Source organism: Candidatus Poriferisodalis sp. (assembly GCF_965215815.1).
Lineage (GTDB): Bacteria > Actinomycetota > Acidimicrobiia > Acidimicrobiales > Poriferisodalaceae > Poriferisodalis.
Window position 1 is genome coordinate 1,416,767 of sequence record NZ_CBDCEO010000012.1, and the last position, 15,641, is coordinate 1,432,407.

Consider the following 15,641-nt stretch of genomic DNA (forward strand, 5'->3'; position numbering starts at 1 on the left):
TCTCAGCCGTCCGGATTCGTTGTCGACACGGGTCTTGCGAAACCGATTGGGTCTCGGTCCGCGAGGCTCAATGACTCGCAGACGACGGGATACTCATCAAGCGATCTGATCCACTGGCGTGCAGCGGCGAGCACGAAGTCGAGTCTGCCGTGGCCTTCTGGAGCGACTATGCCGACTTTGATGAGCCGTTGCCGGTACACACTCGCATACCCGCTGCTGGCTCGGAGTCGCTTCGTGATGGCGGCCATTCGTGAAACGCCATCGTCGACAGCCATGGCAACGAGGAACCTCCGGGCGCCGTCGGGCAAGTCCTTCCACATCGGGGCCACGACGAGCTGGCCAACCTGCCTGAGTGCGGTTGCTGAGCCCGAGGTCACATCGTCGAGCGTTACCCGTGATGTCGGGTCCTCGGCGGCCTCCCATGCGTGGAACCCGACGAGTTGAATCAAGAATGGATACCCCTGCGACGTGGTCACGGCATGATCGACTGCCCCTGAAGACATCTGGCCGCCGCGCTGTCGGACCGGCTCAGCCAAAGCTGTCACTGCCGCTGGAGGCTCAAGGAAGCCAATGTCGTAGCGAGCGCATCGCTGCAGAAACGTGACACTCGAGTCGGCCAACAGCGTGTCCTCGAGTATCGGCAGCCCGGCGCCGACAAAGGCCAGCGGCAGCTGTTCCACTCGTGTCACCTCCTGCACCGTGACTCCGAGCATCCGGAGCTCGCCGACGTCACCCGCGTGCATCTCGTCGACGGTGACCACAATGCCGGAGTCCGCGGCTGCGAGATGGCTTGCGAGTGCGCGCAACAGGTGGGCCAGCCGCCTCGACAAGTCGGCCTCGGGGTTGTACTTGGGGCCGAGTCCGAGACCCGCTGCGGCAAGGTCTCGGGTCGTCTCGGTGGCCAGCTCATCGGCGATCTTGTTCAGGTGCTCCGCAGTGCTGTGAGCCAGCCGGTTCAGCAAACCGCCGGTCACTGCCGCTTCCGAAATAGCCAGCCACCCGCGCTCTTGCGCCGCGGATCGGAGTGCCTCCAAGGCGACTGTCTTGCCCGAACCGCGCCGACCCAGCAGCAGAGATGTGTAACTCGGGTGCGTCGGCCCCGTCGCCAAGGCGTCCAGGACGTCGCGCAGGAGGCCGTCTCGACCGGCAAGCATTGGCGGAGTGGCACCGAAGGTGGGTGCGAAGGGGTTGAGCGGTCGCATCTGTTGACTCGGCTTCTGAGGGACCGGCGACAGCCGACGCTAGCGGCTGCTGATTTCATTTGTTGGTTTTGTTAGTAATTGTTGTTTCTGTTGCTCCGGGATTGCCGGCTTAACAATCCCGGATGACCGAGCGAGTGATCGCGCAGCTCGATCAAGACCATCGCTCGTCTTCTTTCGCACCTCGCCCGCAAGACGGAGGCAGCATCTCATGCTTCCTCTGCGAAGCGGAGGAAGATTGCGGTAGTAGGAGCAAAGAACAACCGCCAGGCCTGCAGGATCCCGCCGTTGGGACCGCAGATCATCCGCGTCTGGCCTCCTGCAGGCAGTTCCACGACGACCCTGGGGCTGAAGAGCCACAACAGCTGCAACCTCAGCGTGTAGCTACCGGGACGCAACACAAAGCTCTCGGTCTTGTTGTCGCGGATCTGCCCGACTCGCTGGCCCTCGATGATGACTTGGTAGCTGCGGATCGTGTCGCGGTAGTAATGAATTCGCTCCAGCACCAGTTCAGCCGTTGCTCCCTCATCCGCGTCGGACTCATCGTCGCCTGACGCATCGGTCCCAGGAACCTCAGGAATGCCCATCGGCCCTCTCGGAGCCTTGGCGTTGTGGTCGGCCATGGCCTGACGAGCCCGCTCCCACACCGACGGGCGGCGAGGCCCGTCGCTGCCTGACTTGTCTTGCGCGGCCGGTTCATCCGTTGGCGTGTTGCCGTCCCCCTCAGCCATCGAGACCCCCGCGTTGCGGCATCGCTGCCGACGCACTTCCGACCGTGCCAGCCCCGATGTCAGGAGGCCAGCCCCCGCCGGTCAGCATCGCCTCCACGACAACCGCGACACCATCGGCTTCGTTGCTGGGCGCAACAACGTCGGCCACAGCACGCACCTCGGGCGGAGCATTGGACATTGCGACCGAGCGACCCGCCCAGCGCAGCATGTCAATGTCGTTCAACCCGTCGCCGAATGCCACGACGTCGGCCGGTTTGATGCCGTAGCGCTGGCACACAATCTCCAGCCCGGTCGATTTGTTCACCCCGGCGGCGGCAATCTCGGCGAGGTCGAGGCCCGACGGTCGGATCTCGGTGCCCAGCGGCATCTCCGGCGCCAGCTCGCCGACGGCGGTCATCATCTCAGTGCCCGGCGTTTCGACCAACCACGTCAGCACGGGTCCGTCGACGGCAGCAATGGCGTCGTCCACTCGGTCGATCCGCAGATCGGCGGCAAGCCCAGCCGGCATGTCTGGCACGAAGTTGTGCTCCCACAAGTGCCGACCATCGGCCATGTCAAGCCCAAATCGCACATCGGGCAGGAGCTTGCGAGCAATCTCCGCCGCCTCGATGGCCTCGGAATGGGTCATGGAACGATCGGCCACCTGCTCGGCTGCCCGGGCGTCCATCACCACTGCGCCGTTGAGGCAGACGGCGTACGACATCCCGCGAGCGCGGCGAGCCAGCGGCTCGGCCTGGGGCCAGGGACGGCCGGTAGCGATCACGGTCATGACCCCTGCGGCGGCCAGCGCGTCCAGCGCATCGACCGTCCGAGGAGTCGGCACGCCACTGCGGCCGATCAGTGTGCCGTCGATGTCGAACGCCGCCAGCAACGGCAAGCCCGCCCGTGGGGCCATCGCGCTGCTGAGGGGTGCGCTGGTCATGACCTGCACGGTAGAGGGCCGGTGTGACAGCAAGGCATGGCCCGGGGTAACAGAGGTCGCCGGATTGATCAACAGTCCCGCTGGCCCACGCAGCGACGTGTGCGTCTATCCCGATGGCGGCGGTGCTTGGGAGCCTTCCCGAATCGTTCTGACCAGTGTCGGCACACTCTTCTCCAAGGTCTCCCAGAGCGCCTCGTGATCGACCTTGTGGTACTCGTGTGTGATGAGCGTGCGAAGCCTCCGGATCTGTCTCCACGGCACATCGGGGTACCGGGCGGCGGTCTCGTCCGAGAGCTTGGTGGCGGCTTCGCCGATGATGTGCAGAGCGCGTTCAGCGGTAGGGATGTTCTTCCAGTTACTGAGGAAAGCCTGCCTGCCTTCGGCTGCGACTTTGCTTGCGATCTCGGCTGCGGCGAGGATGTCGCCGATGCGCTCGGAGTCGCTGCGGCTCATAGCGTGATCGCGTCCTCCAGCATCGAGTCATAGGGGGCCTCGAGAGTGCGAACTGAACAGACGTCGACCTCGCATCCGAGCAGGTCGATGAGGTCGAGCTCCAGCCCGGCGATGTCCAAGAGCGTCGTTCCTGAGGCGAACTCGCACACGAAGTCGCAGTCGCTGTCCGGGCCGTCGGTGCCGCGCGCGACCGAGCCAACCAACGCGATCGAAGACGCGTTGTTCCGGTTTGCCGCCACTCGGATTTCCTCACGGTGGCGATGAAGGATCGCGTCACGGCGAGACATGGACCCAGCGTAACGTCGGCCGGGTCACGGCTGGGCTCAAGACTGACTCAGCCTGCGGTTGCCCTCTAACGCTTCTCGAATACCTCTCGGGCGGTGGCTCGTGCTCGGACGGGCCGGGACTGCACCCGCCCGGGGTGCGGTTATGGGCTGCGGGCGGTGGCTGGTGCCCGGGCCGGTGGGCCGGAGTTGTCGTGCTCGGGCGGTAGGAGCCGGGGGCGGCCGTCGGGTGGGGTGTGGATTTGGCGGTCGTGTTGGTGGAGGTCTGTGTGGCAGTCCCAGCACATCGACGCCAAGTTCGGAATTTCAGTGAGGCCGCCGTTCTCGTAGTGGTCGATGTGGTGCGCTTGGGTGTGCTCGCTGGTGAGCTCGCAGCCGATGCAGCCCCGGTCGCGCACGGCCAGGATGAGCCGTTGGGCGTCGCCGGCGTTGCGTGTGCGGCCCAGAGCAAGCTCGGACCAGTCGGCGCTGAACATCGCCGGGAGCACTTTGGCGTCGACGGCGTACTCGGCGAGCTGTTGCGCTGACAGGGGCGTGCCGTCGTCGAGACGAGGATTGGCAAGCCGATCGTTCACAACGTCGTAATCGGCCACAATCAGCAGACTCGTGTTCGCCCGCCGCACATTGGCCGTGCCGGCAATGAGGTCGCCGATCGCATCGGCAGTGAGCTGCGCCCGTGTCGGCTCGATATCGCCGCTGAGGCTGCCGTCGGCGTCGATGCCGACACCGCCAGTGCCGACGCCGTCATCGATGGCGCGGCGGCGCAACGACCGCACCGCGGCTTGGATCGCTGCGTTGAGGTGACGGCCGGTGATGAAATCGAACGTGGCCCACAGATGCCACATGCCGTCAGCGCCCAGCCGCATCGATCCCGACCGCTCAGCGCGCTGCAACTCGAGTTCCGCGTCGATCGGGCCGAGACCCTTCGCGGCAGCCTCGGCCTCAAGATCCGCGTACACCTGCTGGCTCACATAGGCAAACGGGTGACGCGCAACCGTGTCAGAGGGATACGCCCGGCACAGCTCGATGAACTCTTCTTCGCTGCGACGATGCTTCTTGGGAGCCTCCCGTGCGATCACCTTCGCATGAGACGTCTGGATCTCACCGCACTTGAGCGCATCGAGCGTGGCGGTCATGTCGTGCTCGACCAGGCTTTCTGCCAACCGGGACTCGGTGCGTGCCTGGGCTGAGTTCATCCGGGTCAGCTCCCGCAGCTGATGCGCCGCGCCCTGCGCACCCACACGCGATGTGAGTTCGCCCAAAGCCGCCAGATACTTGCCCTCGACACGGGCCCGCTCACCGGCCAGATCCACCACCCGGTCCTTCAGCTCCCGATAGCTCAGCTCACACAGATCGACATCGCCAACATCACCGACCCCAGCCTCGGCCCCACCGGCGCCAGGTCCCTTGCGAGCAGCATCGCCGTCCGAAGCGGCCGTGCTTGCTGCCGATCTGTCGCCGAAACTGCGATGCCCAGGCGGGTCGATGAACATAGATACAACATACACACGTTCGCACTCAAATGCAAACACTCGCGCGCATCAACTTCCCAAGATATTCAGGCAGCCCGGCGAGCCCCGGGTTCTCAGTCCAGGAATTCAGCAGTGGCAGTAGCGGTCTGCAGCAGCCGATCTGAGTCGCCTGCGGTCTCGAAGATGCGAGTGCGGCTGGTCACCACATGGCCGGTTCGGGCCAGCACCTCGCCGTCGACGCGAAACGGTCCGCCACGTGCCGGCGCCAGGTAGTGCATGTCTGCGAACACGCAACGGGACGGGCGCTGCGCCCCATCGCAGAGCCCGGCCAGATGTGTCGACATGATCTCGGCGACCACGATCGACGCGCCGCCCTGCAACGAGCCGAACGAGTTGCGGATGCGGTTGTGCATCGGCAGCTCGATGCGCGGCTCGCCAGGCACCGGCGAGATGCGCAAGTAGTCGTCCAGCGGCGGACGGGGGTTCACCTCGTGATCTTCCCGGTAGTGGACGGTGTTGTCTCGTGCCGTCGAATCCACCACCGGCGTGTCGTCGCGGCGGGGCAGCCGTGCGTAGGTACACGTCGAGCGTGCGATTTCCGTTCCGGCCTCGTCGGTTACCGAGGTCTCGGTGACTACCTGGTTGCGCCCTATTCGCAGCGGCGAGCACCGGGCAGTCACCACCGAACCCTGCGCCGGTGCTGCAAGCACGGTTGACAGGTGAAGCGTGGCGGACCAGTCCGGGGACACCACGAGGACGGCGTGGTGTCCGGCCACCGAATCCACGAGGGTGGCGACGGCGCCGAGCCGCAGCCAGCCCCGCTCGGCGAGCGGACCGTCGGCCAGATCGTCCAAGATGGGCATCGTCGCGGTGAGCGAGCCGTCGGACGTCATCTGGTGGCTGAGACGCAGATGTCGCAGGATGTGGTTCTGAGGCGGGTAGCGGACGGGTTTGCTGTCTGGCTGAGCGTCGGCAGCCGCATCGGCTTGAACATCGGCAGCCGCATCGCCGCCCGTGAGCCGATTGCCGTCGTTCGGCGCATCGGCCGGCGAGGGATCCGCGGCGCTCATGCGACGCGCTCGTCCGCGAGCCGGCGCAGGGCGTCCCACAGCTGCCCGGCAGCATCGGCCAGGTCGCCGGTTCCCCCGCCGTTGTGGATGACGAAGTTCGCGACCTCTCGCCGTTGCTCATCGGTGGCCTGCGACCCCAGGCGGGCCTTGGCGTCATCGGTTGTCATGCCGCGTTCGATCAACCGCTCCAGGCGCACGTCGGGCGGCGCCTCGACCGTCACCACCACCTCGTAGGGGAACCGTGTTTCCCGCCCGAGCGTGCTCTCGACCAGCACCGCCATGTCAAGCACCACCACATCGGTGACGCCAGTCGCCCCGATGGCTTCGATGTGTTCGTCGAGGAGCTGATTGATCGCCGGGTGGCTGATCTCGTTGAGGGCTGTGAGATCGTCGGGGTCGTTGAAGACGATCTGCGCGAGTTTGGGCCGTTCGATGCCGCCGTCGGGGCCTGCCAGATCGTTGCCGAACCGTTCGAGCACCGGCGCCACGGCAGGGCCGCCGGGAGCAATGATCTCGCGGCCCAGGGCATCGACGTCTACGACCGCCGCCCCGTGGCCGGCGAGCAGCTGCGCGACCGTGCTCTTGCCAGCACCGATACCGCCCGTCAGACCAACGATCAGCACCGCGCCTGCCGCAACCCACGGGGCATCGCAGCACCCGTGCCTTGTCCGCAAGCGATCGGGTTCACGATTACGAATATCTGTGCAAAAACGTTCGCTGAGCGAGCATTTCTGCACAGATAACAATGCCTGCGGCATGGAATAGGGACTTTTCGGCACGCCCCAGCGCGATGCAGGTCTGTCGGCACAGCGTCAGGCGGCGCGGCGGTGTTGGGTGTCGGTCGGCGGGCCGGCGAATGCCTGGGCGATGTCCATCCATGCCAGCGCAAGCGGCCCCTCGATCGACAGCCCCGTCTCGGTGTGGTGACGACGCTGAGTCACTGCGAGGCAGAACTCGTAGGCGTCGCCGCTGACCTTGTCGGCCGCGTCCTGCGGCCCCCAAGTCCACACAGCCCCGCTCGGGGCATCCAGCTCCACGCGTACCGGCCCGGCGGGCACCTCAAGGCCCCGGTTCGCATAGCTCCAGCCTCTGGTGCTGACCCCGATGTGGGCGACGTGTCGCAGCCGATCAGTGCGGGGAAGCTCTCGACCGTGGGTGTCAGCCACGTCGTGCCCGTGTGACCACGTCTCCATGAGCCGGGCGGTGACAAACGACAGGGCTCCCATGCTGGGGCCGAACCACGGAATCCGGTCCTTGGGGTCCAGAGGCCGAACCGCCGCCACCATCTTGGCTCGCTCGGTACACATCCAGTCCCAGATCTGCGCACCGGACATGGAAGCAAAGTCGCATCCCGCTGCCGTGTGCAGGTCCATCTCGCCCCGCGCGGCAGCGGCCGTGAAGCCAGCAAAGCCCTCGGGATCGACGACGGCCACCGTCGCCACCCAGTCGGTCATGCCCAGATGCACCATCGTCTCGCGGCTGTCCCATCCCTCCGCAGGCGTGGGCAGGCGCCATTGCTCCTCGCTGATGTCGTTGACCACGTCGCCGAGCGCCTCGGTTTCAGCTTGAAGGTCGTCGCAGATCCCGTCCATGACGGTGGACCCTACCCGTCTCCCTCAGGGTGATTCTGGGGTGCAAGGGACCTGCGCTGGGCCGATGCGCCGCAGCAGATGAGTAACTTGCGCTCGATGAACAGCGCAACAGACAGTGGCATCGGGCCGGGGTCCGACGAGGGCGTGCTGTGGCGGCCAGATGCGCAGCGGCGGCGCTCGACGCAGCTCTGGCGTTTTGCTGACGACGTCGGTCTTGGGCTCGATCAGCACAGCTACCGGGAGCTTCACGAATGGTCGGTTCGTGAGCCTGGCGAGTTCTGGCGGGCCGTGTGGGACTTCAGCGACGGCATCGGCGAGCTGGGCGCAGAGTTCTTGAGCAGTGAATTCGGCGACGCCGCACCGGAGCCCCGACCGGGCCTCGAGTTCTTCGCCGGATCGAGCTTGAACATCGCCGAGAACTACCTGAGGCCAACGTCTTCGGGAGGGCCTGCCGCAGACGACACCGCTCTCATCTTCATCGGCGAGGACGTCGTCCAGGCAACGATGACGCACGGTGAGCTCCGGACCGAAGTGGCGGCCTGCCAGCGGGCGCTGGCCTCCGATGGCGTCGGCGTGGGCGACCGGGTGGCCACCATGCTTCCCAACGGCCCCGAAGCGCTCATCGTGTTCCTCGCGACAGCATCGCTGGGCGCCGTGTATTCGTCGGTCAGTCCAGACTTCGGCATCGACGGCGTGCTGGACCGCTTCGGTCAGATCGCCCCGGCCGTGCTGGTCGCCGTCGATGGCTACTACTACAACGGCGTCCGGCATCGCACCGCCGCCAAAGCAGCCGATGTGGCCGCCAGCCTGGCGAGCGCCGGAGCGCCGCTTCGCCGGCTCGTGATCGCGCCTTACGACCGCTCCGCAGGCGTCGTCGGTGAGGGCGGCGGAACTCATGCGTCTACGGAGTGGTCGGCCTGGCTGGAGCCGCACACGCCGGCAACCGGCGACGACCTCACGTTCACTCGGCTCGGTTTCGACCAGCCGGTGTACATCCTGTACTCGTCGGGGACCACCGGAAAGCCGAAGTGCATCGTCCACCGGGCCGGCGGCGCGCTGCTCAAGCTGTGGAGCGAGCAGCGCCTGCACTTCGACGTCCACCCCGGGGACCGGGTGCTGTACTTCACGACCACGGGCTGGATGATGTGGAACTGGCTCGTAGCCGGACTGGCCAGCACGGCATCGCTCGTGCTGTACGACGGATCGCCGTTCTACCGGGGCCCGGCCCGGCTCTTCGATGTGGCAGACGACTGGGGCGTGACGTTGTTCGGCGTCAGCGCCAAGTTCATCGAGGGAGCCATGAAAGCGGGTCTGCGGCCGGCACAGACCCATGCGCTTGAGACTGTGCGCGCCATTGCATCAACGGGCTCCCCGCTTGCGCCCGAGGGGTTCGACTGGGTGTACGAGCAGGTGAAGGCCGACGTTCACCTGGCCTCATTCTCGGGAGGCACCGACATCTGCGGCGGATTCGTGATCGGTGACCCGACGAGCGCTGTCCGCCGCGGCGAGATTCAAGTGCCGGCGCTCGGCCTCGATGTCGACGTGGCGGGCGCCGACGGTTCCTCGCTGGGAACGAGCACGCAGGGCGAGCTGGTGTGCCGCAACGCGTTCGTGTCCATGCCGCTGCGCTTCTGGGACGATCCTGACGACAAGCGCTACCGATCTGCGTACTTCGAGCGATTCGCGGGCGTGTGGCATCACGGGGACTTTGCCGAGTGGACGCCGAACGGCGGGATGATCATCAGCGGGCGGTCCGATGCCACGCTCAATCCAGGCGGTGTACGCATCGGCACGGCGGAGATCTACCGTCAGGTCGACCGAATCGACGAGGTGCTCGAGAGCGTGGTCATCGGTCAGCGGGTGCCTGCCGCCGAAGGATCGACGGCCAGCACCGACACCCGTGTCGTGCTGTTCGTGAAGCTGCGCGAAGGGCTGACGCTCGACGACGAGCTCACCGGCAAGATCCGCACGCAGATTCGCCGCGGAGCCTCGCCCCGCCACGTGCCCGCTGTGGTCGCCCAGGTGCCTGCGATTCCCCGCACCCGGTCGGGAAAGCTGGTGGAACTCGCCGTTCGGGACATCACCGAAGGCCGACCCATCACCAACGTCGAGGCCATTGACGACCCTGATGCGCTTGCCCACTTCGCCGGCCATCCCGCCCTCGAGCTGTAGGGGCAAGGACATGATCAGGGGAGCGCGGGACACTCCTTTGAAAGTCGGCGCCGTGCCGAATTGGTCGCGACAACACCGCGGCGCGTAGGTCGCTAGAACAGCGACTCGTCGGTGCGGCGCAGTCCTTCGATGACGAGCACCGAAGCGGCCGTTGCGGCCATCAGCACCACCGCGAGCGCCATCGCCTGACCGCGCAGGCTCTCCCCTGGTGTGCCGAGCAAACGGAATAAGGCCAGTGGCGCGGTCAATGTGTCGGGTCGCCGCGGCAAGAATGCCGTCGCGCCGAACTCGCCGAGTGACACGGCGAATGCAAACGCCGCCCCCACCGCAACCGCCCGGGAGGCGATCGGCACGTCGACCTCACGGCGCGTACGCGCAGGAGAGGCTCCCAGCACTGCAGCCGCCTCCCGCAGCCGATTGTCGATTGATCGCAGCGTCGGCACCAACGTCCGAACGACGAACGGCATCCCCACCAGGGCGTGCGCGACAGGAATGATCCACCACGCTGTACGGAACTCCAACGGCGGCGTGTCCAGCGCCAGCAGCATGCCGAGTCCCACCGTGACCGCCGACACCCCGAGCGGCAACGTCAACCCGACGTCGAAGAGGCGCCGCAGCCACGTCGCGCTTCGCCCAGCAGCGGCGCGAACGCGGCCCCCCACCACGACAATTGAGGCCAATGCGCCGATGACGGTGGCGATCACGGTCGCCAGCGCTGCGAATCCCAGCGAGTGACGCAACGCCGCGAGCGCGGTGGCTGGCAGCATCGGCACGCGATCGCCGAGCGCGACAAAGTTGGCCAAGCCGTAACCGTCGCCGGTCACGAATGCCCGCTCCACAAGCGTGGCGATCGGCACGCCCAGCAGGACCAGCGCTACCGCGGCATTCACGGCAATCACGCCCCGGCGGCGCTGCGGTGACGTTCGGCCGGGAGCCCGGCGAGCCACCGTTCGGCGTCGTTCGGCTACGCCCGCCAGCGTGACCAGCGCCGCCACAGCGACGAGCTGGCACAGCGCCAACGACGACGCCGTAGCGAAGTCAAGCCGTGTGATCGCATACCGGTAGATCTCGGTTTCGACCGTGGCGCGTGCTGGGCCGCCGAGGATCAGGATCACCCCGAACGAGGTGAATGAGAACAAGAACGTGACAGCCGCCGATGCCGCTACTGCGGGCCGCAGCAGCGGCCAGGTGACGTGCCGGAAGGTGCGCACCGGCGTAGCGCCAAGCACAGCCGCCGCGTCAGTGCTGCGACCGTCAAGGCCGGCCCACCACGAGCCCACGGTCCGCACCACCACGGCGTAGTTGAAGAAGACGTGTGCCGCGAGAATCGCCCACACGGTGTGGTGCAGCGACAGTGTTCCTTTGTCGAGGCCGAAGCGGTCGAAGGTTGCCTCGAAGGCACCGGCCACGACCACCGTCGGCAGCACGAACGGCACGGTGATGACGGCTCGGACAAAACGTCGAGTCCTCGGCCGCAGGCGCGCCAGCGCTGCCGCTGCAGGAATCCCGACCGCCAGGGTGAGCGCAGTCGAGGCAACGGCCTGCCACACCGTGAACCACAGCACTCCGCGAATCGCCGAGCGCCCCAGCAGATCTCCGAGGCCGCTGAGTCCGTCCGCGACAACGGTGAGGACCGGGTAGGCGAAGAACACCCCCACGAACGCGAGGGGCGCGGCAGCGGCGATTGTCCAACCGAGAGCCGGTGCTGCGGATCGCCGCCTCAGCATCCGGGCCACTGTCACATCTCTCTGAGAGGGCGGCGCGATCAGCGCAAGACGATCTCCACCCAGCGCTCTGTCCACGCGTCACGGTTGGCTTCGATGTCAGCCGGGTCGAGCATGAGCGGATCGTCGGGCACCGCCGTGTGCTCGACAAATTCGGGCGGGAGTGTCGCGCTCTCGATGACCGGGTACACGAACATGTTGAGCGGCACATCGTTCTGCCAGGTCTCGCTCAGCATGAAGTCGATCAGCGCACGTGCTCCAGCCTCGTTGTCGGTCCCGGTGAGGATCCCGGCGAACTCGATCTGGCGATAACACGACTCGGTGATGACTCCAGTAGGTGCCACGTCTGTCGGTGGGTCGGCGTAGATCACCTCGGCCGGAGGGCTCGACGCATACGACACGACCACCGACCGGTCACCGCCACCCGCGGTGAACTCGCCGTAGTAGGCATCCTCCCAGCCCGCCGTCACCGTCACGCCGTTCGCACGCAGATCCTCCCAGTAGAGCTCCCAGCCGTCGCCGAATGCCGCAATGGTGGCGAGCAAGAACGCCAAGCCGGGCGAAGACGTCTCGGGGTGCTGTACGACGAACTGGTCGGCGAATTCCGGAAATGTCAGGTCATCGAGAGTCTCAGGAACTCGCGGCACAGCGTCGATCCAGTAGTTGACGCACACGTCGCCGTAGTCCACGGGAGTGACGCGGTGACGCGGATCCAGCTGGAATTCGGGGGACACTCCAGCGAGTGCCGGGGACTCGTAGCGGTCGAAGATGCCCGCGTCGAGGCCCCGCTGCAGGAAGGTGTTGTCGATCCCGAAGAGAACGTCGCCCAACGGGGTGCCCTTTGTGAGGATCGCTTCGGCCACGAGCGTGCCGGCGTCACCGACCTCAAGCAACTCGACGTTCACACCGGTCTGTGCGGTGAATTCCTCCAGGGTTCCCTCGGACAGGGTGAACGAATCGTGGCTGATCAGGGTGACCGTCGTTCCAGCGATCGACGGCTCGTTGGCGGCCGGCTCCTCGATGGCGGGTGCCCCCGCAGCCGACGGCTCGTCGGTCTGAGGCGGAACGGGGGTGTTGGTCTCAGGGATTTCGCCGTCGCCGCACGCTGCGACGAGCAGCATCGCGGCTGCGACGACGGCAGCGAGACGGTACGGCCTACGAAGTAGGTGGTTGGTCATGTGCTTCCTCCGCTGGCATTACCCAGATCAGGTTCTCGGGTCGGCGACGGCACAGACGTCGCCCTCTCAGCCCCACGGGCTCCCCGGTTTGTGTTGTTGGGGTCACCCTATCGTGCGGTGCCATTTGCTTCGTCGTCGCCGAATGCAATCCGGCGCCACAACGCTCGATCTGAAGCGCTCAGAACCAGCGGCGCGACTTGCTGTGCGAGGTCAGCACCGGTGCGGTCGAAATGAGATCCAGCATCTCGAGCTGATCTTGGCTGAGGTATCGAGTGCGACCCGCCACCTCGGCGAGCGGTTTCAGCGCGATCCCGACCGAGTGCACGCCCACCATGGCGCCCGACTGTCCTTCCATGAGGACTTCCACCGCCCGAGCCCCGAGCCGGCTGCCAAGAAGCCGATCCGCCGGTGAGGGAGGTCCGCCTCGCTGGATGTAGCCCAGCACGGTCGTGCGAGTGTCGAAGCCCGTGCGTTCGGCCAGCTGCTCGCCGACGAACTGGCCCATGCCGTCGAGGATGCGATTGCCCCACTCGTCGGTGCCCGTATCGGGGATCTCGACACTGCCGTCGGGAATGGCGCCCTCAGCGACCACCACGATGGATGCATTGCGGCTTCGATGGTGTCGCGCTTCGAGGCGCTCGGCGATCTCGTCGAGGCTGAACGGCGCCTCGGGAACCAGGATCGCGGCAGCGCCCCCGGCGATGCCGGCCCCGGCCGCAATGTGCCCGGCTTCCCGTCCCATCACCTCGAGCACCATGATCCGGTTGTGAGACTCGGCCGTGGTGTGCAGCCGGTCAACCGCCTCGGTAGCAACGCCCAGCGCCGTGTCGAACCCGATGCAGATGTCGGTGCCGGACACGTCGTTGTCAATCGTCTTGGGCACGGCGACCACGGGAAAGCCCGCCTCGGACAATCGACCTGCGGTGATCAGCGTGCCGTCCCCGCCAATCGTCACCAGTGCCTCGACGTCGTCACGCTCGAGCTGTGCGATCAGCGGCGCTGTGCCCACCGATTGCAGGCGTCGGCTGCTGCGGGACGTCCCGAGCATCGTGCCGCCCCGCGGCAGCGTGCCCCGCATCGCCTCGGTATCGAGCGTGATGCTGTCGCCGTCGAGCACTCCGTTCCAGCCTCGCTTGTATCCGACGACGTTGCGGTCCAGCTCGTGGCCGGCCATGCGCACGACTGCCCGGATGGCCGCGTTCAACCCAGCGCAGTCGCCGCCGCCGGTGAGCACTCCGATTCGCACGGGCTCAAGCTACGCCCCACGGCACGGGGACTCGATCCTCACCGGCTTGACACTCGATGGGACGGCTCAGTCCGTAACCAGCACTCCGGCGCCTTCGAGCTCGTCGAGCCGGGTGTCGTCCAGCCCGAGCAACCCGCCGATTGCCTCGCGGTTGTCGGCACCGCGCCTCGCGACGTGTCCATTGGTGCCGATCCCGTGGCCCAATGCCGGCCGAGCCGGCACGGAGTAGCCGGCACTGGTCTGTGCCAGCAGTCCTCGATCGGCGGCCCAGTCCGTTGCCGCCAGCTCGGTGATCGAACGCATCTCGGCCACGCTGAACGCTGTGCCGGCCTCGAGCACGCGCCGGAATTCGTCCAAGTCAGCGAAGCCCGCGGCCCATTGGGTCATTTCCGCGTAGAGCTCATACCGATTCTCCATGCGAGCTTCCGGCGTCGCGAAGCGGGGGTCATCGGCCAGATCGGGCCTGCCCATGGCGGCCATCGTGTCGTCGAACCACGCCGCTGGGTTGCCGGCGATGGCCCATACCCGACCATCGGGCAGCACCAGGATCGGGCACTCGTGAGCGAGGCCGGCATTGGGACCGTGCCAGCCACCTGCCAGCTCAAGGGCGGACCATTCCTGGATGTACACCATCGCCTCGACCATGCACACGTCGATGTGCCCGCCGCGGCCGGTCCGAGCTGCTTTGAGCAGCATCGCGTTGATGGTGGCCGCGGCGGTCAACGCGGTCACGATGTCGCCCACCACCAGCGCCGGGTTCTCAGCCGCGGCGGCTGTCTTGCGCATGCTGTACTCGATGAAGCCCGACTCGATGTGACCGACGGGCGCGTAGGCACGCCGATGAGCCCACGGACCGGTCTGGCCGAACCCGGTCACCGAGCAGTAGACGAGCGCCGGGTGCGCCTCGCACAGCTCGTCGGGACCGAGGCCGAACTTGGCCATCACACCCGGCCGGTAGTTCTCCACGACCGCGTCGCAATGGCTCACCAGCTCCCGCACGAGATCACTGGCGCCCGGTGCGCGCAGGTCAACTGAGCAAAACCGCTTTCCGGCGTTCTGCTGGCAAAAGTAAGGATTGACGCCGCCCGGGACATACGGCGGGAAGGTCCGGCACAGATCGCCGTCGACCGGCTCGATCTTGATGACCTCGGCTCCGAGATCGGCCATCATCCGCGTGGCGAGCGGCCCGGCCACCACGCGAGTGAAGTCCAGCACCCGGATGCCCTCCAAGGGCCGCTGATCACTGCCGTTCGCACCCGATTCCGCCATTGCGCAGCGAAGTCTGGCACGGCAGGCCGTTGCGTTTCAGATCCCGATCCAGACCTAGGGCAGTATTCGGCGCCCTCAGCGTCGCTTGCTTGCGAATGAGCGCCTGGTGCTGCTGACGACGTCGAATCGGATGATTTCGGAGCATTCAATTCAACGACATATCCGGCATGTCACAAGTACAGAGTTCTAAAGACCTGCCCCATAGTGTGCAACTGACGCATAGTTTTTGCCCTTAAGGTGCGAAGCCTTAATGTTGTTTGGCATGTAAGAGAACGCTCAAGGGAAGAGGTCGTGATACCTCTTGGTCGCAGGAATCGGGCTGGCACCGT

Annotated in this window: 14 protein-coding genes and 1 riboswitch; of the genes, 1 reads left to right on the top strand and 13 read right to left on the bottom strand. The window is 66.3% G+C overall.

What is annotated here, in order from left to right:
* Window positions 1–2: 2 nt before the first annotated feature.
* The 9 genes from ACOOHB_RS08290 to ACOOHB_RS08330 all read right to left on the bottom strand — a co-directional run bounded on the left by ACOOHB_RS08290 (window position 3) and on the right by ACOOHB_RS08330 (window position 7,723).
* Window positions 3–1,202: an ATP-binding protein gene (locus tag ACOOHB_RS08290; protein WP_420444313.1), complete on the bottom strand. Its 1,200-nt coding sequence runs from the start codon at window positions 1,200–1,202 to the stop codon at window positions 3–5.
* A 206-nt stretch (window positions 1,203–1,408) separates the two neighbouring features.
* Window positions 1,409–1,930 (bottom strand): hypothetical protein, encoded by a 522-nt coding sequence (locus tag ACOOHB_RS08295; protein ID WP_420444314.1) that lies wholly within the window; start codon window positions 1,928–1,930, stop codon window positions 1,409–1,411.
* Window positions 1,923–2,852: an HAD family hydrolase gene (locus ACOOHB_RS08300; protein WP_420444315.1), complete on the bottom strand. Its 930-nt coding sequence runs from the start codon at window positions 2,850–2,852 to the stop codon at window positions 1,923–1,925. The genes ACOOHB_RS08295 and ACOOHB_RS08300 overlap by 8 nt, the downstream gene beginning before the upstream one ends.
* 105 nt (window positions 2,853–2,957) lie before the next feature.
* Window positions 2,958–3,305, bottom strand: a complete 348-nt coding sequence (locus tag ACOOHB_RS08305) for a DUF86 domain-containing protein (RefSeq protein ID WP_420444316.1) — start codon at window positions 3,303–3,305, stop codon at window positions 2,958–2,960.
* Entirely contained in the window at window positions 3,302–3,592 is a 291-nt protein-coding gene (locus ACOOHB_RS08310; protein WP_420444317.1) for a nucleotidyltransferase family protein, read from the bottom strand. Before ACOOHB_RS08310 ends, ACOOHB_RS08305 begins: the two co-directional genes overlap by 4 nt.
* A gap of 140 nt (window positions 3,593–3,732) precedes the next feature.
* The gene (locus ACOOHB_RS08315; RefSeq protein ID WP_420444318.1) at window positions 3,733–5,082 is read right to left on the bottom strand and encodes an HNH endonuclease signature motif containing protein; all 1,350 of its coding nucleotides are present in this window, start codon (window positions 5,080–5,082) and stop codon (window positions 3,733–3,735) included.
* A 92-nt stretch (window positions 5,083–5,174) separates the two neighbouring features.
* Window positions 5,175–6,131: a hotdog fold thioesterase gene (locus ACOOHB_RS08320; RefSeq protein WP_420444319.1), complete on the bottom strand. Its 957-nt coding sequence runs from the start codon at window positions 6,129–6,131 to the stop codon at window positions 5,175–5,177.
* Window positions 6,128–6,754, bottom strand: coding sequence for a dephospho-CoA kinase (gene coaE / locus ACOOHB_RS08325; protein WP_420444320.1), 627 nt, complete (start codon window positions 6,752–6,754; stop codon window positions 6,128–6,130). Before coaE ends, ACOOHB_RS08320 begins: the two co-directional genes overlap by 4 nt.
* 189 nt (window positions 6,755–6,943) lie before the next feature.
* Complete coding sequence (locus tag ACOOHB_RS08330) at window positions 6,944–7,723, bottom strand: TIGR03084 family metal-binding protein (protein ID WP_420444321.1); 780 nt, start codon at window positions 7,721–7,723, stop codon at window positions 6,944–6,946.
* Window positions 7,724–7,819: 96 nt separating this feature from the next.
* Here ACOOHB_RS08330 and ACOOHB_RS08335 point away from each other — a divergent pair, with 96 nt between their 5' ends.
* Entirely contained in the window at window positions 7,820–9,895 is a 2,076-nt protein-coding gene (locus ACOOHB_RS08335) for an acetoacetate--CoA ligase (RefSeq protein WP_420444322.1), read from the top strand.
* 92 nt (window positions 9,896–9,987) lie between these two features.
* On the opposite strand, the gene ACOOHB_RS08340 is transcribed toward ACOOHB_RS08335, so the two are convergent.
* From ACOOHB_RS08340 to ACOOHB_RS08355, 4 genes are all read right to left on the bottom strand, one after another.
* Window positions 9,988–11,622 carry an ABC transporter permease gene (locus ACOOHB_RS08340; protein ID WP_420444323.1) on the bottom strand — a complete coding sequence of 545 codons (1,635 nt, stop codon included), beginning with the start codon at window positions 11,620–11,622 and terminating at the stop codon, window positions 9,988–9,990.
* A 38-nt stretch (window positions 11,623–11,660) separates the two neighbouring features.
* Window positions 11,661–12,797 carry a thiamine ABC transporter substrate-binding protein gene (locus ACOOHB_RS08345; RefSeq protein WP_420444324.1) on the bottom strand — a complete coding sequence of 379 codons (1,137 nt, stop codon included), beginning with the start codon at window positions 12,795–12,797 and terminating at the stop codon, window positions 11,661–11,663.
* Window positions 12,785–12,893: riboswitch (TPP riboswitch) on the bottom strand. It overlaps the preceding gene by 13 nt.
* An 82-nt stretch (window positions 12,894–12,975) precedes the next feature.
* Window positions 12,976–14,043 (bottom strand): 6-phosphofructokinase, encoded by a 1,068-nt coding sequence (locus ACOOHB_RS08350; protein WP_420444325.1) that lies wholly within the window; start codon window positions 14,041–14,043, stop codon window positions 12,976–12,978.
* Window positions 14,044–14,109: 66 nt separating this feature from the next.
* Entirely contained in the window at window positions 14,110–15,312 is a 1,203-nt protein-coding gene (locus tag ACOOHB_RS08355; RefSeq protein ID WP_420444326.1) for a CaiB/BaiF CoA transferase family protein, read from the bottom strand.
* Window positions 15,313–15,641 lie beyond the last annotated feature (329 nt).

Bases quoted from the DNA above. Each gene is read 5' to 3' on its own strand.
- ACOOHB_RS08290 (WP_420444313.1), bottom strand. From the start codon at position 1,202: ATGCGACCGCTCAACCCCTTCGCACCCACCTTCGGTGCCACTCCGCCA.
- ACOOHB_RS08295 (WP_420444314.1), bottom strand. From the start codon at position 1,930: ATGGCTGAGGGGGACGGCAACACGCCAACGGATGAACCGGCCGCGCAA.
- ACOOHB_RS08300 (WP_420444315.1), bottom strand. From the start codon at position 2,852: ATGACCAGCGCACCCCTCAGCAGCGCGATGGCCCCACGGGCGGGCTTG.
- ACOOHB_RS08305 (WP_420444316.1), bottom strand. From the start codon at position 3,305: ATGAGCCGCAGCGACTCCGAGCGCATCGGCGACATCCTCGCCGCAGCC.
- ACOOHB_RS08310 (WP_420444317.1), bottom strand. From the start codon at position 3,592: ATGTCTCGCCGTGACGCGATCCTTCATCGCCACCGTGAGGAAATCCGA.
- ACOOHB_RS08315 (WP_420444318.1), bottom strand. From the start codon at position 5,082: ATGTTCATCGACCCGCCTGGGCATCGCAGTTTCGGCGACAGATCGGCA.
- ACOOHB_RS08320 (WP_420444319.1), bottom strand. From the start codon at position 6,131: ATGAGCGCCGCGGATCCCTCGCCGGCCGATGCGCCGAACGACGGCAAT.
- ACOOHB_RS08330 (WP_420444321.1), bottom strand. From the start codon at position 7,723: ATGGACGGGATCTGCGACGACCTTCAAGCTGAAACCGAGGCGCTCGGC.
- ACOOHB_RS08335 (WP_420444322.1), top strand. From the start codon at position 7,820: ATGAACAGCGCAACAGACAGTGGCATCGGGCCGGGGTCCGACGAGGGC.
- ACOOHB_RS08340 (WP_420444323.1), bottom strand. From the start codon at position 11,622: ATGCTGAGGCGGCGATCCGCAGCACCGGCTCTCGGTTGGACAATCGCC.
- ACOOHB_RS08345 (WP_420444324.1), bottom strand. From the start codon at position 12,797: ATGACCAACCACCTACTTCGTAGGCCGTACCGTCTCGCTGCCGTCGTC.
- ACOOHB_RS08355 (WP_420444326.1), bottom strand. From the start codon at position 15,312: ATGGCGGAATCGGGTGCGAACGGCAGTGATCAGCGGCCCTTGGAGGGC.